The organism is Henriciella sp., assembly GCF_029937755.1.
Classification (GTDB): domain Bacteria; phylum Pseudomonadota; class Alphaproteobacteria; order Caulobacterales; family Hyphomonadaceae; genus Henriciella.
In genome coordinates this window covers 66,745-88,567 of the sequence record NZ_JAPYPG010000008.1, presented here as the reverse complement: position 1 = coordinate 88,567, position 21,823 = coordinate 66,745, and the positions used below count along the sequence as shown (strand labels likewise).

Below are 21,823 nucleotides of genomic sequence, written 5' to 3'. Positions count from 1 at the left end.
CCTCAGACATTTTCCGGGGCGCGGTTGAACTTGCCGGCCTGATAGTCGGCGATCGCGTCCCGGATCTCGGCTTCCGTGTTCATCACGAACGGCCCGCGCGCGACCACCGGCTCTTCGATCGGATCGGCGTGGCCGAAGAGCAGGAAGGCGTCGTCCCGGGAGGAGACGCTGATAGCATCGCCATCATGGGCAAATTCGACAAGCTCGAAGGCCTGGGCGTTCTCTTCGCCGATAGAGACATTGCCGCGCACGACATAGAAGAAAACGCTACGATCCTTCGGCGCGGGCAGGGTGAGTTTCGAGCCTTTTGGCAGCGAGATCATCGACATGAAAACACCGGTCAGAGAGGCCACAGGCCCGCTCTTGCCCTCATACTCGCCGGAGACGAGGTGCAGGATTGCGCCCTCGCCAGCCGCGATGGCCGGGATGTGGTCGGCCTGCACGCCGGTATAGCGCGGCGTCGTCATCTTCAGCTCTGACGGCAGGTTCACCCAGAGCTGCAGGATCTCCATGTCGCCGCCATCGCGTTTGAACTCGGGTGGCGACAGCTCCGCATGAATGAGGCCGGAGCCGGCGGTCATCCACTGAACGCCACCGGCGTTGATGACGCTCTCATGGCCGCCTGTGTCCATATGGGCGAGACTGCCCTCGAGGATGAAGGTCACCGTTTCGAAGCCGCGATGCGGGTGCGGTCCGAAGGGCAGGCCGTTATTGCCGGGGGCATAGGTCTGCGGCCCGTGATGGTTGAGGAACAGGAAAGGGTCGACCTGATCGACACCCGGACCGGGCACTGGCCGGCGGGTTACGAGGTCTGCGATATCGTCACGATAGGCGGCGTGTTTCGCCTTGAGGGTTCTGTCGGTCATACCCTTCGATGTAGGGCGCTCAGGCGGCTTTTTCTACAAAGACGGTGCCGGCGGAATAGCCGGCCCCGAATGAACAGATCAGGCCCTTTTCGCCGGGTTTGAAATCATCGGAATGCTTGTGAAAGGCGATGATCGAGCCGGCCGAGGAGGTATTGGCATATTCGTCGAGAACGGTCGGGCTCTCATCGTCGCTCGCCTCATGGCCAAGCACTTTTGACGAGATCAGCCGGTTCATGTTGGCATTGGCTTGGTGAAGCCAGAGACGGCGCAGGTCTTCAGCCCTGATGTCGAGGCGGCCGAGTTCAGACTGGATCATCGCCGACACCATCGGCACGACTTCCTTGAATACCTTGCGGCCTTCCTGCACGAAAAGCTTGTCCGGCTGGCCTTCGCCAGACGGGTCGGCGCGGTTCAGGAAGCCGAAATTGTTCCTGATATTGTTGGAGAATTTGGTCTTCAGATGGGTGCCCAGAATCTTCCAGTGATCCTTCGGCGCAATGGAAATATCCTCGACCAGCACGGCGGTTGCGACATCGCCGAAGATGAAATGGCTGTCGCGGTCGGTCCAGTTGAGATGGCCGGACGTGATCTCCGGATTGACCATGAGTACGGACTTCGCATGTCCGGCGCGCACGAAGTCCGCCGCCGTCTGGATGCCGAACGTCGCTGACGAGCAGGCGACATTCATGTCGAAGGAAAAGCCGTCAATGCCGAGCGCTTCCTGTACTTCGATCGCCATGGCCGGATAGGCGCGCTGCATATTGGACGCGGCGCAGATCACGGCATCGACGTCTTTCGGGTCGCGGCCCGCACGTTCCAGTGCCTGGTTGGCAGCCTTGATCGCGATCTCGGCCAGGATGGAAATGTCCTCGTTCGTGCGCTCCGGAATGACCGGGCGCATCAGGGCCGGGTCCACGACGCCGGACTTGTCGACCACATAGCGCGACTTGATCCCTGAAGCTTTCTCGATGAATTCGGTTGAGGAATGCGTCTTCGCCTCGACCTTGCCGGCTGCGATATCGGCTTCGTGCTCGGCGTTCCACCGGTCGGCCCAGGCGTTGAAGCTTTCGACCAGTTCTTCATTGGTGACGGTGTGTGGCGGGGTCCACAGCCCTGTCGCGGAAATGACGGGTGTCATGGCGATGCGTCCTCTGCTGCCCGGACTGGAGCCGGGTCAGTTTCTTGTTTTGATGGAGATTAGGTTGAGCCGCCTGCGGCGTCGAGCCTTGGACTGCGCCCGTCTAGTCGTCTTTGCTGGTGCGCGACTCGTCTTCATCGCGCTTTTCCTTGCGCCATTCGGACTCGGCGCGGTCGGCGCGCTCATAGCAATCGAGGCGTTCCTTCGCGTCGACAATGTCGTCGCAGGCCGCACTGTCATCGATATAGGGCCGGCCCATGGTCGAGCAGGCGGCAAGCAGGAAGAGGCTCGCGAGGCCGAGGCAAGTCACTGATTTCATGTATAAAGCTCCTGTATTTCCTTGTGCCGGGGGCAGCGCGTCTCATGGTCGTTGACCATGCCGACCGCCTGCATGAAGGCATAAACGATGACAGGGCCGCAGAATTTGAAGCCCTTTTTCTTGAGCGCCTTTGAGAGGTCTTCCGAGAGCGGCGTCTTTGCCGGCACGTTCGAGACGTCATCAAGCTGGTTCACGATGGGCTCGCCGCTGGTAAAGCTCCACAGCCAGTCGGAAAAATTCTCGCCCGCATCCATCATGTCGAGATAGGCCTGGGCGTTGCCGATCGTGGCCTGGATCTTCTTCGGACTGCGGATGATGCCCGGATTCTGCAGCGCTTTCTCGACCCGCTCCTGATCCCAGCGGGCGACGCGCTCTGGCACGAACCCGTCGAATTCTTCCCTTATCGCGTCCCGCTTCCGCAGGATCGTGATCCATGACAGGCCGGCCTGCATGCCGTCGAGCTGCAGCTTCTCCCAGAGCGCCCGGGAATCGTATTCCGGCACGCCCCATTCCTCGTCATGATAGGCGCGGTAGAGGGTGTCTTCGGCCGGTGCCCAGCGGCAGTGGAGCGTTTCGTCGGAAGAGAGATTGAGACCCATCTGTCTTTAGTGTCAGGCGCCGGACGGCTTGCCAAGATGCAATTGGAGATGCCAGGTCGGGCAGATGGATATTCAGGTCAGGCGCATTTACGACAAGGCCCGGCAATCGGATGGTGCGCGCTATCTGGTCGACAGATTGTGGCCGCGCGGCATCTCGAAGGAAGACGCGAAGATTGAAGACTGGATCAAGTCGGTCGCGCCAAGCGATGAGCTGCGCAAGAAATTCCATGACGGCGATCTCGGCTGGGCGAATTTCGTGCGCGCCTATGAGGCGGAGCTGCGCTGTGACGAGGCGCTCGAAGGCGTCGAAACGTTGAAGACAGCCGCTGCCAAAGGCACGATTACGCTACTCTTCGCGAGCAAGCAGACCGAGCGCAACAATGCGACTGCGCTGAGAGACTATCTGCTGAAAACGGCCTAGTCTGCGCCCGTATCGCTCAGGCTGGCGTCGATTTCCTGTTTCAGCCACTCCGTCCGGACAAGCTGGACGGGCTGGTCTTCGACCAACAGGGTTTCCCCGTCCTCGATCGCCTTGGCAAGCCGGTCGGTGCGCAGCCGGGCAAGCGCGTGTGTGGCTGTGGCGCTCGTTATCTCGCCGAGTGAGCCACTGGCCGTAACCGACTGTCCAGCCTCAAGATTTTCGCCTTCGATGACAACATTACGCTTGCGGAGCTTCCCACGGCGATGCATCCGCGAGACGACTTCCTGGCCGACAAAGCAGCCCTTCTTGAGATCGACGCCGCCCTGGCGGTCCATATTGATTTCCCACGGAAACACTTCCGCACCGATGAAGTCCTGCCCCCATTCGGCGACGCCCGCGGGGATACGGATCTTGTCCCAGTCGGCCTGGCTCATTTCCGGAGCGCTATCGATCTCCACAACGCCGCGCTTTGGCAGCTCCGGCGAGCGCGGATCGGGGGCGCCGTCTTCTGTAATGGCGGCGGCCAGTTTGCCGTCGACATCGATCTCGACCTTGGCGCGCAGGCGGAACATCTTGAGCCGCTTCGAGAGGTCACCGACCGCATTGGTGGCGGTGTCGAGCAGGGCGCCCGCCTCGGTGCGGTGGGCAATGAAATCGGCAATGACCTTGCCTTGCGGCGTCAGCAGCGCGCCGTAGCGGGCCTCGCCAATGTCCCAGTCATGGGTGTTGTTGGTGACCAGCCGCTCGAGCAGGGCGAGGGTATCGGGGCCGTCAAGGACGAGGATGGAGCGGTTGGGGAGCAGGGTGGTTTCCATGCCGGGGATTTAGGGATTTTCCGTGGAAACGCCACCCTCTGTCCATGATTTTGGAGGGTCCAGAACCATTCCAGTTTCAGCCCAGTTCCAGCCCATATTTTTGTGGGCCTGAAAATATCCCCCGGCACACCTACTTCACGCGGTCGAAAGCGGCCATGATCGCGGCGCCGAGGCCGCTCTTGATCAGCGCGCCGATGAGGAAGGGCGCGACGCCGGCTGCGAAGGCTTCCCGCGCGCCGATGATTGTCGCCAGCCATGCCCAGCCGGTAAGCAGGATCAGCCCGTGCAGCGCGAGAAAGCCGGCGAAGCGGGAGACATGGCCCGTCATGACGGTTTTCACGCCGAGCCCTGCCAGATAGCCGACGACCGGGAAGGCGAGCAGGTATCCGGCGGTCGGGCCGACAAAGGCGGCGATCCCGGCCTTGCCTTCGGAGAGCACCGGTGCCCCAAGGGCAGCCAGTCCGAGCCAGAAGACGATCATGGCGAACCCGAAGCGCGGTCCGGCCAGGGCGCCAACCAGCAGCACAGCCAGCGTCTGCATCGTGACCGGCACGGGCACCATGGGTACGGCCACCCAGGAGGACGCGGTCAGCACCGCGATGCCCCCCAGGAAAAGGGCGGCCGGGCGCAGAAGGGTCCTGGGCTCGTGCATCGAGATGGTCTGTTTCATGAGAAATGGCCGTCTTTACGGGATCATGCTGGCGCCTCGTCTGCGGGTGTCGCGGCCCGGGGTCAAGGGAGGCTGGCTGCAGGATATGCTGCCGTCCACAGCCGGTCTTGCCATCACACGGCGCGCCCCGGACTATAAGCGTGTGCCGGGCGACGATTCGCGCTGCCTTGGGCCAAGTGCCGGGAGACACGATGAGACATCTCGCAAGCCTGGCAGCGATCGCGCTGCTTGCCATACCATCCGGCTGCAACACGACGCAGAAATCGCATGCCGCCTGCGAAAGCGATGTCGACCGCCTGAAGGACGCCATCCGCGACACCTCGGCCTATCTCGAAGATTTGAGGCCGCGCCTGAAGGCGAGCTTCCTGGCGCTCGATGCCTGCGACAGGGTCACGACCGATTGCGATGCTGCCGCCTGGCTGGCGCAAGCCGAGGCGATGCGGGCCGAGCATCTGGACCGGCATGCCGAGTTCAACCGGGCGGTCGACCTGTGGTGGCCGGACGCCTGCGTGCCCTACATCCAGAGCTACCGCATCAACCCGCCGGACCCGAAAATGTACAAGGGCTATTTCTACAGCCTCGACGAGACCGGCAAGCAGATCGACGAGCTGATCGAGCGGTATTCGAAGCGGGTAGCGACTTAAGGTCATGACCGCCTGCCCAGCCTGCGCTGGGAAGGCGGGGTAATTGGCAAGAGATGAAGCCGCAATGAACCCCACGGGATGACTCAGGGCCCGATGAAGCGCATATAAACCTCATGACCGAGACCTATGACCTGATCCTCAAGAACGGCACGGTGGTCACACCGGGCGGAGAAGACGAAACCGATATTGCCGTGCGCGGCGGGAAGATCGTCGCCATTGGCAAGTTTGACGAAGCCCAGGCTGGCGAAACCTATGACGCAACCGGCCTGCACATCCTGCCGGGCGTGATCGACAGCCAGGTCCACTTCCGTGAGCCGGGCCTGGAATACAAGGCCGACCTCGAGACCGAGGCCCGCTCTGCCGCGCTCGGCGGCGTGACGGCGGTGTTCGAGATGCCGAACACCAACCCGTCCACGACCACGCCGGAGATGCTGACCGACAAGCTGGCCCGCGCGAAGGGCCGGATGGATGTCGACCATGCCTTCTATGCGGGCGCGACGCATGAGAACACGCACCTGCTGGGCGAGATGGAGCAGATGCAGGGCTGCTGCGGAGTGAAGGTCTTCATGGGCGCCTCGACCGGCGACCTGCTGGTGAAGGATGATGAAGGCGTCGAGGCCGTGCTGCGCGCGATCAAGCGCCGCGCCGCCTTTCACTCCGAAGACGAATACCGCCTTGAGGAGCGCCGTCAGCTTGCCCGCGAAGGCGACTGGCACAGCCATATCGAGGTGCGCGACGTGGAAGCCGCCGTCAGCTCGACGCGGCGCCTGCTGCGCCTTGCCCGCAAGACCGGCAAGCGCATCCATGTGCTGCACATCTCGACCGCCGAAGAGATGGAGCTGTTGCGCGATGCCAAGGATGTGGCGTCCGTAGAAGTGCTCCCCAACCATCTGACGCTGGCCGCGCCCGATTGCTATGACCGGCTGAAAGGCTTTGCCCAGCAGAACCCGCCTGTGCGCGAACAGCGCCACCAGGATGCGCTCTGGCGCGCGCTCAATGCCGGGATTGTCGATGTGCTCGCGACAGACCATGCGCCGCACACAAAGGAAGAGAAGCTGCGGCCCTATCCGGCCTCGCCCTCCGGCATGCCGGGCGTGCAGACCTTTGTGCCCGTGATGCTGACCCATGTGAACAATGGCAAGCTGACGCTGCGCCGCTTCGTCGAGCTGACTTCCGCCGGGCCGCAACGTGTCTTCGGCATCACCAGCAAGGGCCGGATCGCGGAAGGCTATGATGCCGACTTCACGGTCGTGGACCTGAAACGCAAGGAAACGATCACGAATGAGTGGGCGAAGGCCAAGTGCGGCTGGACTCCTTATGACGGCATGGAAGCGACCGGCTGGCCCGTCGCAACGATCATCCGCGGTAATTTCGTGATGCGCGACGGCGAGATCACCCAGAAGGGCGGCGGCAAGCCGGTGCGGTTCAATGAGACGCTGGAGCCGGAAGCGGTCTGATCGAGGGCGCTTTTTCTCCCGGAACCCAAAACCTGTGATATGTTCCCGCCCGTTCAGGTGAGGGGAACGCACATGAAATACTCGACTGCACTGCTGGCAACCGCTGCTGTATCAACGCTCGGCGCTTGCGAAGGCACGCTGATGCCAAGCGAATACGCCTATCTCAACACAACGCCGCAAATGGTCGAGCAGTGGCTCGCAGAGTGTGAAGGCAACGAGACCGACATGCTGCGCAAGGCGCGCCATTGCGAACTGGCGGAAAAGTCGATCGAACCAGGCGATCCGGACTACGGATTCGTGAAGGGAAATCTCGGCTACCTCTATTACAAGCAGGAGCACTGGGGCGAGGCGGAGAGAGCTTATAGCGACGCCATCGCGGCGGGCGCGGGCGGCGAGATGTATGGCAATCGAGGCCTCGCCCGCAGTCAGCTCGGTGCGTTCGACGCCGCGATGCAGGACTACCGGACGGCCTACGAGCAGACCGGAGACGCCTACTGGCAGGAAGAAATGCAATGGCTCGACTACGCGCTTGCAGATGCGATCGAGTACAGGGTTTTTTATACCGGGTTCGGGTGCCGCAGGGTCCAGGACGACAGCGTGTTCGACGCCCCGAACGAGGTCTCCATCCACCTCGTTGCTGCAGATGCCCTCTCCTCCACGGCTACATCACCGGACCCGCCCAAGGGGTTCCAGAACGTCACGGCGGGTACGTTCCGGGCGGGGGAGCGCGATGTCATCACGGTCGGGGCGCTTCAGCCGTTCACTCTGAGCGTGATGATGTGGGAGATCGACGATGGTGGCGATGCGATCGATCTCACCGTGATGTATGGGCAGATGCTGGCCTCAGGCGGGCGCGGAAGAGATGTCCGATATGCGGGCCGGACCGTGAACGTCGCGAAGCCGGAAGGCGGGTCCTCGCCGTCGCCAACCCCCGTGCACAATGCGATTTCCTCGACGCTGAAATCGGCGTTCGGCACCGAGAACGACTATATGGGCGGGTTCGATTTCACCGATATGGTTGCGTCCGAAATCGCGATGCTGCAGCCAAGGGTCGAGCGCGGGATTCCTTACCACTTCAAGTCCGACCATCGCCAAGGCGGCGCCGATTGCAGCGCATATTTCGTTGTCAGGGAGATCCCGATGTCGGACGAGTCCTATATCAACGTCGTCAATTCTATCCTGGATGGCGACCCTTCTTGATGCCGGGTGTGTGGCTTCGAGACGCGCGCCAGGCGCAGCTTGTCGGTGACCAGACGCACGTCAGTAGGAGCAAGCGTTGATCCTGCGCAGCGTCACGGAGCACGTCAAAGCGCAGAACTGGACTGCCATTGCGATCGATTTCGTGATTGTGGTGCTGGGTGTGTTCATCGGTATCCAGCTGGGCAACTGGAATGAGGATCGCGAGACGCGCGAGCGCGCGTCGGTGTTCAGTGAGCGGCTGACCGAGGATCTGCGCTATGAGGCGTGGGCCTATGAGTACCTCCTGGAATACAACAAGGATGTCCGCCGGAGTGCACGCGCGGCACTGGATTCCCTTTCCGGGGAAGCGCCTTTATCGGACGAGCAATTTCTGGTCAGTGTCTATCGTGCGACGCAGTACAAGTATCACGACCGCGGCCGGGCGACCTATGACGAGCTGCTCTCGACGGGTGAGATCGGTCTGATCAGGGATGAAACGCTGCGCACTACGGCCATCAGCCTGTTCAACACGGACCTGCTCGATGTGATCGCGGAAGAAGGACGCGCCGCGCCGGTGAGGACGATTTTCCGCCGCAGGGCCCCTGCGGCTGTCCAGGCAGCTGTGCTGCGACAGTGCGGCGACCGGTTCGTGGCCAGCGGTGACTATGAGGCGATTGTCGATTCGCTCGCCTATCCCTGTTCACTGGACCTGCCGCCGGGCGAGATCGAGCGGGCCGCCGGCCTGTTGCGCGCCGACCCGGACCTCGTCGAGGCGCTGCAGATACGCTTTGCCGATGTCGAGACGGCGATCACCGACCTTGAAACGGTCAACGCGCCGATGGTGGACAAGCTACGGGCCATTGCCGGGCGGGGGACCTGATCTGGCGCCGGCCAAAATTTCACACCTGACATTCTTGGCGGGCGCATTAAGGTCGGCCTCAGAGTGCACGCCTTACGCCGGAAAACGGGAGAAAATTCATGGCCTTCAGACCTTCATTGCTGCTTTCAGCAGCTCTCATTGCTACCGCACCGACCGCTTTCGCGCAGGAGCGCAGCGATTACGAGCAGGAAGCCCGCGAAATCTATCGCAATGTTGTCGAGATCCGGTCTGCCCGCGGGCAGGAGCGCGTGCCGGAAGTGGTCGATTATCTGGTCGGTGAGCTGAAAGACGCGGGCTTCAGCGATGATGACCTGGTGGTCACAGACTATGACGCGACAGGCGAGCATACGCAGGGCCTGATGGTCTGGTATCGCGCCGAGGAGGAGAGCGACGAAAAGCCGATCGTCTTCCTGGCGCACATGGATGTGGTCGATGCGCTGGCCGAGGACTGGGTGCGCGACCCGTACACGCTGACCGAGGAAGACGGTTATTTCTTCGGGCGCGGCACGGCGGACAACAAGTATGGTGTGACCAGCCTCGTCTCGGCCTTCATCCGCCTCAAGGAAGAAGGCTTCGAGCCGACGCGTGACCTTGTCCTGGTGCTGTCGGGCGATGAGGAGACCGGCATGGTCTCGACCCGGGCGCAGGCAAACTATGTCGCCGAGACTATCGACCCGGCCTTCGTGCTGAACGCGGACGCCGGCGGCCTGACCCTCGGGCCGGATGGCGAGGCAACCGATTACGGCATTCAGGGCGCGGAAAAGACCTATGCGACCTTCGAGCTGACCGTCACCAATCCGGGCGGCCACTCGTCGCGCCCGCGTGCGGACAATGCGATCTATGAGCTCGCTGATGTGCTCAAGAACATCCAGGCGCACCAGTTTCCGGTCCGCTACAATGACCTGACACGCGCCTCGCTTGAGGCCTCCGGCCGCAAACGCCTCGACAAGCTGGGCCTGGCCATGCGCGCCTTCGCCGAGGACCCGACCGATGAGGATGCCATCGAGACGCTGCGCGGTGACCCGTCCACGGTCGGCCAGATCGGTACCACCTGCATCGCGACCATGCTGCGCGCCGGCCATGCCGAAAACGCGCTGCCGCAATCGGCCACCGCCACGGTCAATTGCCGCATCTTCCCGGGTGTCGGCATCGAAGCGACCGAAGCCACGCTGAAAGAGGTGGTCGGCAATGATGAGGTGAAATTCGAGCTGATCTCCGATCTCGTCGAGAGCCCGGAGTCCGGGATGCGCGACGAAGTTCTGGGTGCGGTGAAGGCGGCGCTTGACGAGCGCGGCGTCGATGTCCCGGTCATCCCGCACATGTCAGCCGGTGGTACCGATGGCATGCATTACCGCAATCTCGGCTATGACACCTATGGCGTTGGCGGCTTCGCGGCGAAGACGAACGACACGTTCGCGCACGGCCTGAATGAGCGCATGCTGGTCGACAGCTTCTATGACGGGCTGGACCACTTCTACGTCATCATCAAGGACCTGGCCGGCGAGGACGCCTAACGTCCAGCACTTGAAGTCAGGGTCCATGGTGGCTGGGAGTGAGGTCTCAACCGCCATGGACCCCCCTTTCGGCGGGGAGGCGGTTATTGTTGGGGGGAGTTACCCCTCCACGGCCGCGCAGTCGACGCCATCCAGCCGGTAACTGCGGCCGCTTTCGCGGGAGATGAGGTAGCAGTTGCCGCCATTGGTCACGAGATCGAAGACGGTCGGCATGGCTGTCGAGTGGGTCTCGTGCTCGCCGAGCGGCGGGGGCAGGACGCTGACGGTGGAGCTTTCGGTCAGGTCTTCCGGGCCGAGCTTGATCTGCGCCCGTCCGACCGCTTTTGACAGCACCGCCTTCACCCGCGACAGCGTTGCCTCGTCAGCCGTTTCCAGATGCGCGGGCGCGCGCCCGGATGCGGTCTGGCAGGCAGAGGTGAGCAGGCAGGCTGCGACGACGGAGGTGATGCGGACGATCATTGGCTCCGGCCTCTGTAGTCGCCCGGCATGGACATGTCACGATTGTTTTCGAAGATTGGCGTCTCCGGGCGGGTCAGGGTGAGGCCATCGGCTTCGCGTGTCTCGCTGGACACCGACGGAGCCTTCTCGGCGCCTTCCGATGTGGCCGTCACGCTCGGGCAGGTGCCGTCCTCGCGATACTGGAGCGCGGCGGAAAGCAGGCCCTCGGCCGGGTCGCCAAGCTGGTTGGTAAAGTCGTCCGGCACAGAACAGCCCGGCGTCTGCACACCGAAATTGAACGATGAGTTCGCCGGCACGAAGCCGTCGGCATAGTCGCCGAAGCCCTTGTTGTTCACGCCCTGGAACTGGATCGTGTAATAGGTCTGTCCGCAATTGCCGGTGGGGTAGAAGCCATATGGCTTGCCGCAGGTGATATTGCCGATCAGCACGACATTCACATCGATCCCGCGCAACCCGTTGATGACGGCCTCGCTTGCCGAACAGGTATTGCCGGTCGAGAGGATGTAGACGGTGTCGAGATCGAGCGAGGGCAGGGCCGCGCCATTGGTGAAGCTGAAACCGAGGCCGGTGGAGTAGAACGGGATCGGGTCATTGCGCTCACCCGTCACCGGATTGATCGAGGCCGTACCGTTATTGAAGGAAAGCTGCTCGAAGGTCGCGCCATTGGTGCGCGCATTGCCCGCGATCATGTAGGAAAGCTGGCTCGCCACGGCGAGCAGGCCGCCGCCATTATAGCGCAGGTCGAGCACCAGGTCGGTCACGTTCGCATCGGCCATCTGCTGCACGGCATTCACGATCTGCTCTTCCGAGGAGAAGGGGCTGAAGGTGGTGAAGTGGATGTAGCCGACATCGCCGCTGGGCGTGCTGATGACATTAGTCGACTGGACCGGCTGTTCGACAATGTCGGCAGAGGTGAGCGAGATCGTACGGGTGGTGCTTTCGCCCGGATCCTGGACCTCGAACTGGTGCGTTTCCCCGGCGGTTTCCGGGAAGAAAGCGGCATTCAGCGCATCGACATTGCTGGACGTGATGACGTCGACGCCGTCCGCTGTCAGGACCTTGCTGCCGCGGATGAGCTTCTGCTGACCGGAGACCACTTCGGCGGCAGGTGAGCCGGGTTCTGTGTAGACAACGCGGACATCGCGCGGCGGGGTGCTCTGAAAGATCGCGAAATTGGCCCCATAGCCGGCCTGCGGCGCGGAATTACGCGAGGCGAGATAATCTTCGGTCGGCTCGCTGAAATGGAAATCGTCCTTCGGCGCGCCGGATGCGGTGACCTCATCGGTCTTGAGCAGACCGAAATACGTGATGCGGTCGCTGTAATCGTAGGGGTCGCGGTCTGGCACCTCGTCATTCCAGAGATAGGTCTCGTTCGTCCATGAGCGCAGCCAGAAAAGCTCTTCCACCAGGCTGCCCTGTTCGTCGGTAAAGGGATTGCCTTCGATGTCGACGCCGGAGCGCGGGTTTTCGCACTGGTCTTCGAAGGTGCTGGAGGCCTCGTAGACGCCCGGCGTGTAGGTCGGACCCGTGCTGCCGGTTGGCGGGGGCGGTGGTGGCGGCGGAGGGGGTGGAGACGCGGCAGACCCGCCCCCTCCGCCGCCACCACCGCCACAGGCGCTCAGCGTAATAAACCCTGCAGTCGCCAGCATGGCGAAAAATGACGTGGATGTGCGTGACATGACCCGGACCCTGATGTTTCAACCTTGGCGGCATAGCAGCCGCCCGGCGTCAGGAGGTCAAGCTGGATCAACACTTTCTGCATCAGATTTGTAATCAGGGGAGAAGGCGGTCTATCCATTGTGGATGAATGCGGCGATGCATGCCGCAACTCGCTGGAGACAGGATGAATGAGTGACCGCACCGGTCTGAACCGGCAGCTTTTCTGGCTCTATGAGGGCACCGGGCGGACATCCTTCTGGTTCCGCTGGGCGCTGCTCACCTTCGACCTTCTGACGATCGCCTATTTCCTCTGGGCGCCCTTCGATTCGCGTGAGCGAGGCCATTACACGATCGACTATGTCATCGGCGCGGTCATCGCGCTCGACATGGCGGCACGTCTCTATATCGAGAAACACCGGCATCGTTTTTTCCTCAAATGGATCAACTGGGCGGATCTTGTTGTGGTGGTGACCATGTTCGCGCCGCTGCTCGTCTCGAACTTCGCCTTCCTGCGTGTGCTGCGGGCTGTGCGGGCGATCCGGGCCTTCACCTTCATCCGGCGGGTCAAGGTGCTCACCCCCTTCTTCCAGCGCCATGAGCGCATCATCGACAAGGTGACGAACCTCCTGGTCTTCGTCTTTATCACGGCGGCACTGGTCTATGCGCTGCAGGTCGGCCGGCCGGGCTCCAATGTGCACACCTATATCGACGCGCTCTACTTCACCGTGACCAGCCTCACGACGACCGGCTATGGCGACGTCATCCTGCAGGGCCAGCTCGGGCGTTTCATCTCGATCCTTGTCATGGTGCTCGGCCTCTCATTATTCCTGCAGCTCCTGCGGGCCATCGTCGAGCCGGAAAGCAAGGTCGAGTGCGAATGCGAGACTTGCGGCCTGATGCGCCATGACCGGGACGCGGTGCATTGCAAACACTGCGGCTCCATGATGCATATCAAGACAGAAGGCGTTCTATGACATCAGACATCCCGTTCCGCGAAATTCCCTACCTGCCGCAGACGCTGGAGGTCGAGCATCGCGAGGATGGCTGCATCCTGTTGCGAAACGGCCAGCCGAAGCGGCCCCATCCGCCCCACATGCTGGCGCCGCTGGTCTACTGGGCCGCGGCACGCCCCGATCAGGTCTGGCTGGCCCAGCGCGATGTCGACCAGCCGTCGAAGCCTGGCTGGCAGACAGTCACCTATCGCGATGCGCTGAGGCGCATCCGGTCGCTGGCACAGGGCTTCCTCGATGCTGGCGCTGGCCAGGACAGGCCGGTCATGGTCCTGTCGCGCAATGCCATCGAGAATGCGCTGGTCATGTATGCCGCCATGTGGGCAGGCAGCCCGGTTGTGCCGGTGACACCCGCCTATGCGACGCTCAGCCAGGATTTCGCGCGCCTCAATCATATCGACAATCTCACGACGCCGGCGATCCTCTATGTCGAGGATGGCGAAGAATACCAGCGCGGCCTTGACGGCATGGAGGTCGGCGACCGGCTGGTGCTCTACCGCAAGAACAAGCCGACGGGGGTCAACAGTCAGTCCATCGATGAGTTTGCCAAGACGCCCACGAGCGCGGTGGACCTCGCCTATGACCGGCTGAGCGAGGAGACGGTTGCCAAATACATGCTGACCTCCGGTTCGACGGGCGAGCCGAAGGCGGTGATCAACACGCATGGCAATATCGCTTCCATGGTGAAGATGATCCGTTCGGTCTGGGATGTGGAGCGCCTGGAGGCGATGTCGGACGGGCCGCAGGTGATGGTGAGCTTCCTGCCCTGGAGCCACACTTATGGCGCCCACTCCATCCTGCATTCGATGACCGACTGGGGCGGCACCCTGTACATTGACTGGGGTGCGCCAACGCCGGCCCGCCTGCCGGAAATGCTGCGCAATCTTCGCGAGGTTGCCCCGACCCAGCACACCACAGTTCCGGCTGCCTGGTCGGCCATTGCGACCGAGCTGGAGCATGACCGGGCGCTCGCGGATAAGTTCTTCTCGCGCATCATGGTGATGGCCTATGGCGGCGCGTCGATGGGGCAGGACATCTATGAGCGGATCCAGACCGTCGCCGTGGATGTGACGGGGGAGCGGATCAGCCTCAGCGCAGGTTATGGCGCGACCGAGACCTCGCCCACCATCTCAAATGTCCACTGGCCGAGCGATACGATGGGCCTGATCGGCCTGCCCCTGCCGGGCACCGAATTCAAGCTCGCCCCGGTTGGCGACAAGATGGAGTGCCGGGTGCGCGGCGCTGGGATCACGCAGGGCTATTACCGCAATCCGGAGAAGACGGCGGAAGCCTTCGACGAGGAAGGCTTCTACAAACTCGGCGATGCGGTGAAGTTCAAGAACCCCGACAACCCCAATGAGGGTCTCGCCTTTGATGGGCGGATTGCCGAAGAGTTCAAGCTCGCCAACGGGACATGGGTGTCGGCGGGCACAGTGCGCGTAAAGGCGGTCGAGGCGGTCGATGGCGCGCTGTCGGATGTCGTGGTGTGCGGGCTGAACCAGGACGAAATCGCGCTGCTCGGCTTCCTCAACGAAGCCTGGTGCCGGCGCAAAACGGGCCGGAATGTCGGTCTGGAAGAGCTGGCTGGCGACGAGACGGTGCGCGGCGCGGTCAAGGACGGGCTCATCCGCTACAATCAGGAAAACCCGAACGCCGCCAAGCGCGTCTCGCGCATCCTGCTGCAAAAGGACATGCCCAAGGCCGACGCCGGGGAGATTACCGAGAAGGGCTACATCAATCAGGGCCGCGTGCAGGCGCTTCGCGAAGGCGAGGTAAAGCGGCTCTATACCAAGCCTTATGACGCAGACATCATCGAGATCAAATAGGACGGGCGTCAACAGCCCTCCGCATAGGGAGCAATAATCATGGCCGACAGCGAAACCAAGTCGATTACCGGCGCCGACGCGCTTGTCTCAACCCTAGCCGACCATGGCGTCACCGCCTGTTTCGCCAATCCGGGCACGTCCGAGATGAACCTTGTGACCGCGCTCGACCGGGAGACGCGGATAAACTCCGTGCTCTGTCTTTTCGAGGGCGTCGCCACCGGCGCGGCCGACGGCTATGCGCGGGTCACGGGCGAGCCGGCCATGACACTGCTGCACCTCGGGGCCGGCTACCTCAATGGCGGGGCGAACATCCACAATGCCAAGCGGGCGAAGACGCCGATGATCAATGTGATTGGTGACCATGCCGTCGACCACCGCAAATACGATGCGCCGCTGAACTCCGACATCATGGGCCTTGCCGGCCCGAACTCGATCTGGATCAAATCGGCTGACTCTGTCGCCTCCACCGGCAAGCTCGCCGCTGAAGCCTGGGCAGCCAGCTTCGGGCCGGAGCCGGGACCTGTCTCGCTGATCCTGCCAGCCGATTCCGCCTGGACCGAAGGCGGCGTGAAGGGCGGCGAGGCCAGACGCCCCTCACTGCGTGAAACCTCGTCCGAGAAGATCGAGGCGGCGGCAGCAGCCACTGGCCGGGCGAAGCAGCCGGTCATCCTGATCAATGGCACGGCGCTGACGGAGGAAGGCCTCAAATCCGCCGCGCGTCTGAAAAAGGCCGGGGTACGGATCATCACCGATACTTTCTTCGCACGCCAGCGCCGCGGTGCCGGGATGTTCTTCCCCGACCGGATGCAGTACTTCGCCGAAGGCGCGATGAAGGACCTCGACGGCTCCGACCTGATGCTTACGGCGGGCACCTCCCTGCCGGTGGCCTTCTTCGCCTATCCCGGCAAGCCGAGCCTGCTCGTGCCGGAAGGCTGCGAGACGATGGATCTTGGCGGCGCCGATACCGACAGCGCGAAGACGCTGGCCGCGCTCGCCGATGCGATGGGGGCGAAAGAGGCGGCCGACCCAGCGCCGCTGGAGAAACCGAACGCACCCTCGGGCGAACTCAATGCTGCCTCCGTTGGCGCCAGTGTGGCGCGTCACATGCCGGAGAACGCGATTGTCTCTGACGATGGCGTGTCCAACTCGCTGCCGGTCTTCCTGTCGACCATCAAGGCCGAGCCGCATGACTGGATGGGGCTGACGGGCGGTGCCATCGGGCAGGGCCTGCCGCTGGCGCTTGGTGCGGCTGTGGCGGCCCCGGACCGCAAGGTGATCGCGCTGACCGGCGATGGCGCGGGCATGTACACAAACCAGGCCTTGTGGAGCATGGCGCGCGAGCAGACCGATGTGACCACCATCGTGTTCGTCAATCACACCTATCGTATCCTGAACATCGAACTCGCCCGCACCGGCGCCGGCAATCCGGGGCCCACGGCCAAGGAGATGCTGGAGATCGGCGGCCCGGACATCGACTGGGTCAGCCTCTCGGAATCGGTCGGTGTGCCCGCGACGGCTGTCACAACGGCGGAAGAATTCGACGCGGCCTTCGAGGACGCGATGAAGCAAAAAGGCCCCAGGCTGATCGCGGCGATCGTGCCGGGGTGATCCGGGCATGAAAAAAGGGCCGCGAATGATCGCGGCCCTGATCCGGGAAAACGCTCCCGACTCTACACTAGTCTGCAAACTCCCACCGGTCGCCGCCGACATTACAGGCGGTGGCGGGTTCGCTGGCGCGACGGCCATTCACATAGGTCTCGCGATAGACGGTCCGGCATTCGCCGGTATTCTGCGGGGCGCTATAGCCCGCATTGTATCCGGTCGCGGTCGCGCCGTATTCCGGATCGCTCCAGGCGGGATTGGAATTGTATGACGTGCCGCCATAAAGCTCTTCACCGTCGCGGACATCATAGCCGCCCTGATAATTGTCGTAGCCATTGTCATAGGTGACGGGCTGGCTGCGATTATCCTGCCAACCTTGGCCATAGGGCTGCCGCGTCGGGGCAGGTACGCCCATGTTTCCATAGCGCGGATTGGTTTGCTGGCCGGAATAGACGCGCGTCTGGCAGTCATTCGAGCTGCTGCCCGCAATCGCGTTACCGGCCACGGCGCCAACGACACCGCCGATCAGGGCGCCGGCGATCTTGTCGCCATCATCATTGCCGCGATGGTGCCTGCGGCCGCGATAGCCGTAGCCATAGCCACGGTCCCAGCCCCGCGAATAGCGGTGATGGCCGCGGCGGCGGTACTTGTCGTCGCCATCATCGGCAATCGCAGCGCCAATCAGGCCGCCTGCAATCGCGCCGACGACCGTGCCGGCCGTCTGGTTGTTGCGGCGTTCACGCTCGCAATTGCCATTGTAGTAGCCCTGGCCCTGATAGCCGTAGCCATCATAGCCCTGACCGGAATAGGCATAGGTCTGGGCAGCAGCCGGAAGGCTCATCGCAAACGCAGCGGCGCTACCGAGAATAGCCATGCGGATCATGCAAGAACTCCTTTCAGAGGCGAGGACACAGATGTCCTTCGTCTTCAGGCTGCAGACTAGCATATCAAGCTGAACGCAGTCTGAAGGATAATACTTCCTAAATTCAGAGCATTATCCGTGCCACTGGACGCCGCGCCTTCAACGGCCAATATAGAAGGCATGGGAGTTCTCGACGACACTGGAAAGACGATCGGGCGCGCGCGCTACACGGCCGCGCAAGGTCTGCGTTCAGCCTGGTACGGCGCGCAATACGTCATCGCCAAGCGCCGCTCATCCGGTTTCAACCGGCCCGGCGAACCGGCTTTCAAGCCATCCAACCCGGTTGATACGAAGGAGCTGCGGGCCGCCTGGTTCCGGCTCTTTGCGGCGGACCGCGCGAATATCGAGGCCGGGCTCTATCCCGCGCCGGAAGACGTCCGGCTGATGGACCTGCCCAAGGCGGTGAAGCGGGCCGGATATTTCCTGAAGGATGTGGCCGAGGTCGACCGGCGCCGTATGGCGCGGGCCGGGACGGAATTGCGCGAGACGCTGGACGGCTCCAACCGCTATCCGGCCTATTACCGCCAGAACTTTCACTATCAGACCGATGGCTGGCTCTCTGACGACAGCGCGAAGCTCTATGACCATCAGGTCGAGGCGCTGTTTACCGGCGCGGCCGATGCAATGCGCCGGCAGGCGCTGGCCGAGATTGCCCGCGAAGTGAAGGGCCGCGACCAGCGCGAGGTGGCGCTGCTCGACATGGCATGCGGGACTGGCCGCTTCCTGCGCGAAATGATGCGCACCTTTCCGCGGCTCGATGCGCGCGGTCTCGACCTGTCACCAAACTATGCCGAGCGGGCCCGCCAGCACGTCGCGCCGTGGCCGCATGTCGATATTATCGAGGGGCAGGCGGAAGTCATGCCGCTGGACGATGCCTCGCAGGATGTCATCGTCTCGGTCTACCTCTTCCACGAGCTGCCGGAGAAGACACGCCGCGAAGTGATGCGCGAGGCGGCCCGTGTGCTCAAGCCGGGCGGGGCGTTCATCATCGCCGACAGCCTGCAATTCGGCGACAGTGACGGCCTCGACGGTATTCTCGAATATTTCCCCGAAGGCTTTCACGAACCCTATTACAAGGCCTATCTCGGCTGGGACTTCACCCCGCCCATGGAAGAGGCCGGCTTCACACTGGAGAAGAGCGTGAACGCCTTCCTCACCAAGGTGAATGTCTGGCGGAAGGCAGGAGACGCATGAGCAATAGACTGGCCCTCATCACGGGCGCCTCCGCAGGGCTTGGCGCTGAGTTCGCCCGCCAGTATGCCGCCAAGGGCTGGGACGTCGCGCTGACCGCACGCCGTGCCGACCGTCTCGACAAGCTGGCGCGTGAGCTTGAGGAAAAGTACAAGGTCGCCACCCTCGTCATCGCGCAGGATCTCGCGCACGCAGACAGCATCGATACAATTCTCTACGAGCTGAAGGAGTCCGGGCGCCATGCCGATGCGCTGGTCAACAATGCCGGCTATGGCCTTCCGGGGACTTTCTTCAATACGAGCTGGGAAGAGCAAGCACAGTTCATCCGTGTTCTGTACACCGCGCCGATCGAACTGGTGCACAAGCTCCTGCCGGGCATGGCGGAGCGGAATTTCGGGCGCATCATCAATGTCGCCTCGCTCGCCGGCTATGCGCCGGGCTCCAGCGGCCATACGCTCTATGCCAGCGTGAAGGCAGGGATGATCAAGTTCTCCGAAAGCGTGCATGCCGAGGCGCAGGCGGCCGGCCATGACATTCACTGCAGCGCGCTCTGCCCCGGTTTCACCTATACCGAGTTCCACGATGTGAACGGTACGCGCGAGATGGCGAACGAGTCACCGGACTGGATGTGGATGGACGCAAAGCCCGTCGTCGAAGCCGGTATCGATGGCGTCACACGCGGCCGGCCGGTGGTTGTGCCGGGCGCTGTGAACAAGGGTGTGGCCACGCTGACGCGCATCCTGCCCGAGCCGCTGGGCCGCGAAATCATGAAGCGTCAGGGCAAGCGGTTCCGGAAGATGGAGTAGTCACGGCGAAAGTTCGGCGGCGATGCGGTCTGCCAGCAGGCGGCCGTCCATGGTCAGGTCGATGCGGGAGACATCGCGCCGGATCAGCCCCTGACTTTCGAAAACCGCCAGCGTTTCTTCCGGCACGGGCGACCCGGTCAGCGTCTCGATGCGCGCAACATCAAACCCTTCGCCGGGCCGCAGGCCGAGGGCGAGGAGTTCGCGTGCGGTGTCGAGCGGGGACAGATGCTCACCCTCAACATGGCCGGCCATTGGCTTGATACCGCTGATATAATCGGCGGGCCTGAGCGCGGCATGTGTGGCAATCCGCTCACCGCCAAGGCTCAGCCGCCCATGCGCGCCGGGGCCGAGGCCGATCCAGTCGCCGCCGCGCCAGTAGGTGAGGTTGTGTTTCGACTGCGTCTCGGGTGAACGGGCATGGTTGGACACCTCATAGGCGGGAAGGCCATGCGCCTCGGCGACGGACTGGGTCAGTTCATAGAGGTCGGCCTGGTCGTCGTCCGGCATCGGCACCAGCTCACCGCGTTCGGCGCGCTTTCCGAAGGCGGTGCGCTCGGCAATCGTCAGCTCATAGAGCGACAGGTGCGGTGCGCCGAGAGAGAGGGCGTCCGACAGCTCTTTCTCCCATTCATCCGGGGACTGGCCGGGGCGGGCATAGATCATGTCGATCGTGTGGTTCGGGAAATATTGCGCGGCGAGCGCCTGTGCCTTGCGCGCGCCGGCCGCATCATGGTCACGGCCAAGAAAGGCTAGCGCTTCGTCATCGAGCGACTGGAGCCCGACCGACAGCCGGGTCACACCCGCCGCCGCCCAGCCCTCAAGGTCGCCTGTCAGGACGTCATTCGGATTGGCTTCCAGCGTGATTTCCGCATCCGGCGTCAGCCCGAACAGGTTTGCGGCCTGTTCGATCAGGGCGGCGATGTCTGACGGGGCCATGAGGGACGGCGTACCGCCGCCGAAATAGACCGAGCCGAGTTTCGGGTGGCCGGTGAGCCTCCGGGCGTGACGCGTGAGGTCATCACCCAGCGCCTTTATCAGGGCCGCATTATCCCTGTCCTTCGCGGCATAGACGTTGAAGTCGCAATAGGGGCAGATCTTTGTGCAGTACGGCCAGTGGATATAGAGACCGAAGCCGTGCTCCGGCCCGAAAGGCGGGGCAGGGCGGTCCGGACTCATGATAGCAGGGCGGCCTTCAGCTTGGCGAAGGCATCGGCGCGGTGGCTCATCGCGTGCTTTTTCTTCGGGTCCATCTCGCCGAACGTCTCCGTCTCACCTTTCGCGATGAAGACCGGGTCGTAGCCGAAGCCCTTGTCGCCGCGCGGCGGCCAGACGAGGTCGCCTTCGACGGTGCCCTCGAACACTTCCTCATGACCGTCCGGCCAGACCACGGCGAGGGTCGAGACGAAGCGGGCACTGCGGTCGGTGGCGTCGATGTCCTGGAGCAGGCTCTCGACCTTCTCCATCGCCTTGTAGAAGTCTCGCGGCTCGCCCGCCCAGATCGCAGTGTGGACGCCCGGCATGCCGCCAAGCGCTGTCACCTCCAGCCCGCTATCGTCGGAAAGGGCCGGTTCACCGGTCGCCTTCGCCGCCGCGCGCGCCTTGATCAGGGCATTGCCTGCAAATGTCAGCTCGGTTTCCTCCGGTTCCGGAAGATCGAGATCGATGGCGGAGACGACCTCCAGGCCTGCCGGTTCGAACAGGTCCTTGAGTTCTTTCACTTTCCCCTTGTTGTGGGTCGCAGCGACGAGTCGGCCTTTTCCAAGTATGCGAGTCATGAATGTATGTGGCTCCAATCTTGCTTTCTGTCTGAATAGTATTATCGTTTAACGGTAAATTACCGGTTCGA

22 protein-coding genes are annotated in these 21,823 nt (G+C 62.9%); 11 read left to right on the top strand and 11 right to left on the bottom strand.

All coding sequences use genetic code 11. The annotated features are described in order from the left end of the window. Positions 1-2 precede the first annotated feature (2 nt). The 4 genes from Q1K29_RS15535 to Q1K29_RS15520 all read right to left on the bottom strand — a co-directional run bounded on the left by Q1K29_RS15535 (position 3) and on the right by Q1K29_RS15520 (position 2,922). Positions 3-866 carry a pirin family protein gene (locus Q1K29_RS15535; RefSeq protein ID WP_300396000.1) on the bottom strand — a complete coding sequence of 288 codons (864 nt, stop codon included), beginning with the start codon at positions 864-866 and terminating at the stop codon, positions 3-5. A gap of 19 nt (positions 867-885) precedes the next feature. Continuing rightward, entirely contained in the window at positions 886-2,004 is a 1,119-nt protein-coding gene (locus tag Q1K29_RS15530) for a beta-ketoacyl-ACP synthase III (RefSeq protein WP_300395999.1), read from the bottom strand. 103 nt (positions 2,005-2,107) lie between these two features. Further along, positions 2,108-2,323 (bottom strand): hypothetical protein, encoded by a 216-nt coding sequence (locus tag Q1K29_RS15525; RefSeq protein ID WP_300395998.1) that lies wholly within the window; start codon positions 2,321-2,323, stop codon positions 2,108-2,110. Further along, positions 2,320-2,922 carry a DNA-3-methyladenine glycosylase I gene (locus Q1K29_RS15520; RefSeq protein WP_300395997.1) on the bottom strand — a complete coding sequence of 201 codons (603 nt, stop codon included), beginning with the start codon at positions 2,920-2,922 and terminating at the stop codon, positions 2,320-2,322. Before Q1K29_RS15520 ends, Q1K29_RS15525 begins: the two co-directional genes overlap by 4 nt. Positions 2,923-2,986: 64 nt before the next feature. Between Q1K29_RS15520 and Q1K29_RS15515 the strand changes: the two genes are divergently transcribed. Then, positions 2,987-3,343 carry a DUF488 family protein gene (locus Q1K29_RS15515; protein WP_300395996.1) on the top strand — a complete coding sequence of 119 codons (357 nt, stop codon included), beginning with the start codon at positions 2,987-2,989 and terminating at the stop codon, positions 3,341-3,343. Here the strand turns inward: Q1K29_RS15515 and Q1K29_RS15510 are convergent. Both Q1K29_RS15510 and Q1K29_RS15505 read right to left on the bottom strand, forming a co-directional pair. Continuing rightward, positions 3,340-4,158 (bottom strand): folate-binding protein, encoded by an 819-nt coding sequence (locus Q1K29_RS15510; protein ID WP_300395995.1) that lies wholly within the window; start codon positions 4,156-4,158, stop codon positions 3,340-3,342. The two genes, Q1K29_RS15515 and Q1K29_RS15510, sit on opposite strands and share 4 nt — an antisense overlap. A 130-nt stretch (positions 4,159-4,288) precedes the next feature. After that, positions 4,289-4,828 carry a biotin transporter BioY gene (locus Q1K29_RS15505; protein ID WP_300395994.1) on the bottom strand — a complete coding sequence of 180 codons (540 nt, stop codon included), beginning with the start codon at positions 4,826-4,828 and terminating at the stop codon, positions 4,289-4,291. A 191-nt stretch (positions 4,829-5,019) separates the two neighbouring features. Here Q1K29_RS15505 and Q1K29_RS15500 point away from each other — a divergent pair, with 191 nt between their 5' ends. The 5 genes from Q1K29_RS15500 to Q1K29_RS15480 all read left to right on the top strand — a co-directional run bounded on the left by Q1K29_RS15500 (position 5,020) and on the right by Q1K29_RS15480 (position 10,502). Continuing rightward, complete coding sequence (locus Q1K29_RS15500) at positions 5,020-5,472, top strand: hypothetical protein (protein WP_300395993.1); 453 nt, start codon at positions 5,020-5,022, stop codon at positions 5,470-5,472. A gap of 113 nt (positions 5,473-5,585) precedes the next feature. Then, positions 5,586-6,929, top strand: a complete 1,344-nt coding sequence (locus Q1K29_RS15495) for a dihydroorotase (protein WP_300395992.1) — start codon at positions 5,586-5,588, stop codon at positions 6,927-6,929. 72 nt (positions 6,930-7,001) lie between these two features. Further along, positions 7,002-8,129 (top strand): hypothetical protein, encoded by a 1,128-nt coding sequence (locus Q1K29_RS15490; RefSeq protein ID WP_300395991.1) that lies wholly within the window; start codon positions 7,002-7,004, stop codon positions 8,127-8,129. A 76-nt stretch (positions 8,130-8,205) separates the two neighbouring features. Next, positions 8,206-8,988, top strand: coding sequence for a DUF6090 family protein (locus Q1K29_RS15485; protein WP_300395990.1), 783 nt, complete (start codon positions 8,206-8,208; stop codon positions 8,986-8,988). A gap of 98 nt (positions 8,989-9,086) precedes the next feature. Next, on the top strand, positions 9,087-10,502 hold the full coding sequence (locus tag Q1K29_RS15480) for a M20/M25/M40 family metallo-hydrolase (protein ID WP_300395989.1): 1,416 nt from the start codon (positions 9,087-9,089) through the stop codon (positions 10,500-10,502). 99 nt (positions 10,503-10,601) lie between these two features. Here the strand turns inward: Q1K29_RS15480 and Q1K29_RS15475 are convergent, their stop codons facing one another. Together Q1K29_RS15475 and Q1K29_RS15470 are read right to left on the bottom strand one after the other, a co-directional pair. After that, on the bottom strand, positions 10,602-10,961 hold the full coding sequence (locus Q1K29_RS15475; RefSeq protein WP_300395988.1) for a hypothetical protein: 360 nt from the start codon (positions 10,959-10,961) through the stop codon (positions 10,602-10,604). Next, positions 10,958-12,640 carry a S41 family peptidase gene (locus Q1K29_RS15470; protein WP_300395987.1) on the bottom strand — a complete coding sequence of 561 codons (1,683 nt, stop codon included), beginning with the start codon at positions 12,638-12,640 and terminating at the stop codon, positions 10,958-10,960. Before Q1K29_RS15470 ends, Q1K29_RS15475 begins: the two co-directional genes overlap by 4 nt. A 168-nt stretch (positions 12,641-12,808) precedes the next feature. Between Q1K29_RS15470 and Q1K29_RS15465 the strand changes: the two genes are divergently transcribed. The 3 genes from Q1K29_RS15465 to Q1K29_RS15455 are packed head-to-tail and all read left to right on the top strand — an operon-like array spanning position 12,809 to position 17,064. Beyond that, entirely contained in the window at positions 12,809-13,594 is a 786-nt protein-coding gene (locus tag Q1K29_RS15465; protein ID WP_300395986.1) for an ion transporter, read from the top strand. Beyond that, positions 13,591-15,456 carry a feruloyl-CoA synthase gene (locus tag Q1K29_RS15460; protein WP_300395985.1) on the top strand — a complete coding sequence of 622 codons (1,866 nt, stop codon included), beginning with the start codon at positions 13,591-13,593 and terminating at the stop codon, positions 15,454-15,456. Before Q1K29_RS15465 ends, Q1K29_RS15460 begins: the two co-directional genes overlap by 4 nt. 39 nt (positions 15,457-15,495) lie before the next feature. After that, complete coding sequence (locus Q1K29_RS15455) at positions 15,496-17,064, top strand: acetolactate synthase large subunit (protein WP_300395984.1); 1,569 nt, start codon at positions 15,496-15,498, stop codon at positions 17,062-17,064. Between the two features lie 67 nt (positions 17,065-17,131). Here Q1K29_RS15455 and Q1K29_RS15450 read toward each other — a convergent pair whose 3' ends face one another. After that, complete coding sequence (locus tag Q1K29_RS15450; protein ID WP_300395983.1) at positions 17,132-17,941, bottom strand: glycine zipper 2TM domain-containing protein; 810 nt, start codon at positions 17,939-17,941, stop codon at positions 17,132-17,134. A gap of 159 nt (positions 17,942-18,100) precedes the next feature. Between Q1K29_RS15450 and Q1K29_RS15445 the strand changes: the two genes are divergently transcribed. Both Q1K29_RS15445 and Q1K29_RS15440 read left to right on the top strand, forming a co-directional pair. Further along, complete coding sequence (locus tag Q1K29_RS15445) at positions 18,101-19,174, top strand: class I SAM-dependent methyltransferase (RefSeq protein ID WP_300395982.1); 1,074 nt, start codon at positions 18,101-18,103, stop codon at positions 19,172-19,174. Then, entirely contained in the window at positions 19,171-19,977 is an 807-nt protein-coding gene (locus Q1K29_RS15440) for an SDR family oxidoreductase (protein WP_300395981.1), read from the top strand. The genes Q1K29_RS15445 and Q1K29_RS15440 overlap by 4 nt, the downstream gene beginning before the upstream one ends. Here Q1K29_RS15440 and hemW read toward each other — a convergent pair whose 3' ends face one another. Together hemW and rdgB are read right to left on the bottom strand one after the other, a co-directional pair. Continuing rightward, positions 19,978-21,153, bottom strand: coding sequence for a radical SAM family heme chaperone HemW (gene hemW, locus Q1K29_RS15435; protein ID WP_300395980.1), 1,176 nt, complete (start codon positions 21,151-21,153; stop codon positions 19,978-19,980). It lies immediately after the preceding gene. Next, positions 21,150-21,752, bottom strand: coding sequence for an RdgB/HAM1 family non-canonical purine NTP pyrophosphatase (rdgB, locus tag Q1K29_RS15430; protein WP_300395979.1), 603 nt, complete (start codon positions 21,750-21,752; stop codon positions 21,150-21,152). The genes hemW and rdgB overlap by 4 nt, the downstream gene beginning before the upstream one ends. Positions 21,753-21,823 lie beyond the last annotated feature (71 nt).

What these genes read in the sequence shown, in the direction of transcription:
- Q1K29_RS15455 (WP_300395984.1), top strand. Translation starts at nt 15,496, where the DNA reads ATGGCCGACAGCGAAACCAAGTCGATTACCGGCGCCGACGCGCTTGTC.
- Q1K29_RS15495 (WP_300395992.1), top strand. Translation starts at nt 5,586, where the DNA reads ATGACCGAGACCTATGACCTGATCCTCAAGAACGGCACGGTGGTCACA.
- Q1K29_RS15500 (WP_300395993.1), top strand. Translation starts at nt 5,020, where the DNA reads ATGAGACATCTCGCAAGCCTGGCAGCGATCGCGCTGCTTGCCATACCA.
- Q1K29_RS15535 (WP_300396000.1), bottom strand. Translation starts at nt 866, where the DNA reads ATGACCGACAGAACCCTCAAGGCGAAACACGCCGCCTATCGTGACGAT.
- Q1K29_RS15505 (WP_300395994.1), bottom strand. Translation starts at nt 4,828, where the DNA reads ATGAAACAGACCATCTCGATGCACGAGCCCAGGACCCTTCTGCGCCCG.
- Q1K29_RS15480 (WP_300395989.1), top strand. Translation starts at nt 9,087, where the DNA reads ATGGCCTTCAGACCTTCATTGCTGCTTTCAGCAGCTCTCATTGCTACC.
- Q1K29_RS15445 (WP_300395982.1), top strand. Translation starts at nt 18,101, where the DNA reads ATGGGAGTTCTCGACGACACTGGAAAGACGATCGGGCGCGCGCGCTAC.
- rdgB (WP_300395979.1), bottom strand. Translation starts at nt 21,752, where the DNA reads ATGACTCGCATACTTGGAAAAGGCCGACTCGTCGCTGCGACCCACAAC.
- Q1K29_RS15530 (WP_300395999.1), bottom strand. Translation starts at nt 2,004, where the DNA reads ATGACACCCGTCATTTCCGCGACAGGGCTGTGGACCCCGCCACACACC.
- Q1K29_RS15520 (WP_300395997.1), bottom strand. Translation starts at nt 2,922, where the DNA reads ATGGGTCTCAATCTCTCTTCCGACGAAACGCTCCACTGCCGCTGGGCA.
- Q1K29_RS15525 (WP_300395998.1), bottom strand. Translation starts at nt 2,323, where the DNA reads ATGAAATCAGTGACTTGCCTCGGCCTCGCGAGCCTCTTCCTGCTTGCC.
- Q1K29_RS15475 (WP_300395988.1), bottom strand. Translation starts at nt 10,961, where the DNA reads ATGATCGTCCGCATCACCTCCGTCGTCGCAGCCTGCCTGCTCACCTCT.
- Q1K29_RS15470 (WP_300395987.1), bottom strand. Translation starts at nt 12,640, where the DNA reads ATGTCACGCACATCCACGTCATTTTTCGCCATGCTGGCGACTGCAGGG.
- Q1K29_RS15510 (WP_300395995.1), bottom strand. Translation starts at nt 4,158, where the DNA reads ATGGAAACCACCCTGCTCCCCAACCGCTCCATCCTCGTCCTTGACGGC.
- Q1K29_RS15490 (WP_300395991.1), top strand. Translation starts at nt 7,002, where the DNA reads ATGAAATACTCGACTGCACTGCTGGCAACCGCTGCTGTATCAACGCTC.
- Q1K29_RS15465 (WP_300395986.1), top strand. Translation starts at nt 12,809, where the DNA reads ATGAGTGACCGCACCGGTCTGAACCGGCAGCTTTTCTGGCTCTATGAG.
- Q1K29_RS15515 (WP_300395996.1), top strand. Translation starts at nt 2,987, where the DNA reads ATGGATATTCAGGTCAGGCGCATTTACGACAAGGCCCGGCAATCGGAT.
- hemW (WP_300395980.1), bottom strand. Translation starts at nt 21,153, where the DNA reads ATGAGTCCGGACCGCCCTGCCCCGCCTTTCGGGCCGGAGCACGGCTTC.
- Q1K29_RS15460 (WP_300395985.1), top strand. Translation starts at nt 13,591, where the DNA reads ATGACATCAGACATCCCGTTCCGCGAAATTCCCTACCTGCCGCAGACG.
- Q1K29_RS15450 (WP_300395983.1), bottom strand. Translation starts at nt 17,941, where the DNA reads ATGATCCGCATGGCTATTCTCGGTAGCGCCGCTGCGTTTGCGATGAGC.
- Q1K29_RS15440 (WP_300395981.1), top strand. Translation starts at nt 19,171, where the DNA reads ATGAGCAATAGACTGGCCCTCATCACGGGCGCCTCCGCAGGGCTTGGC.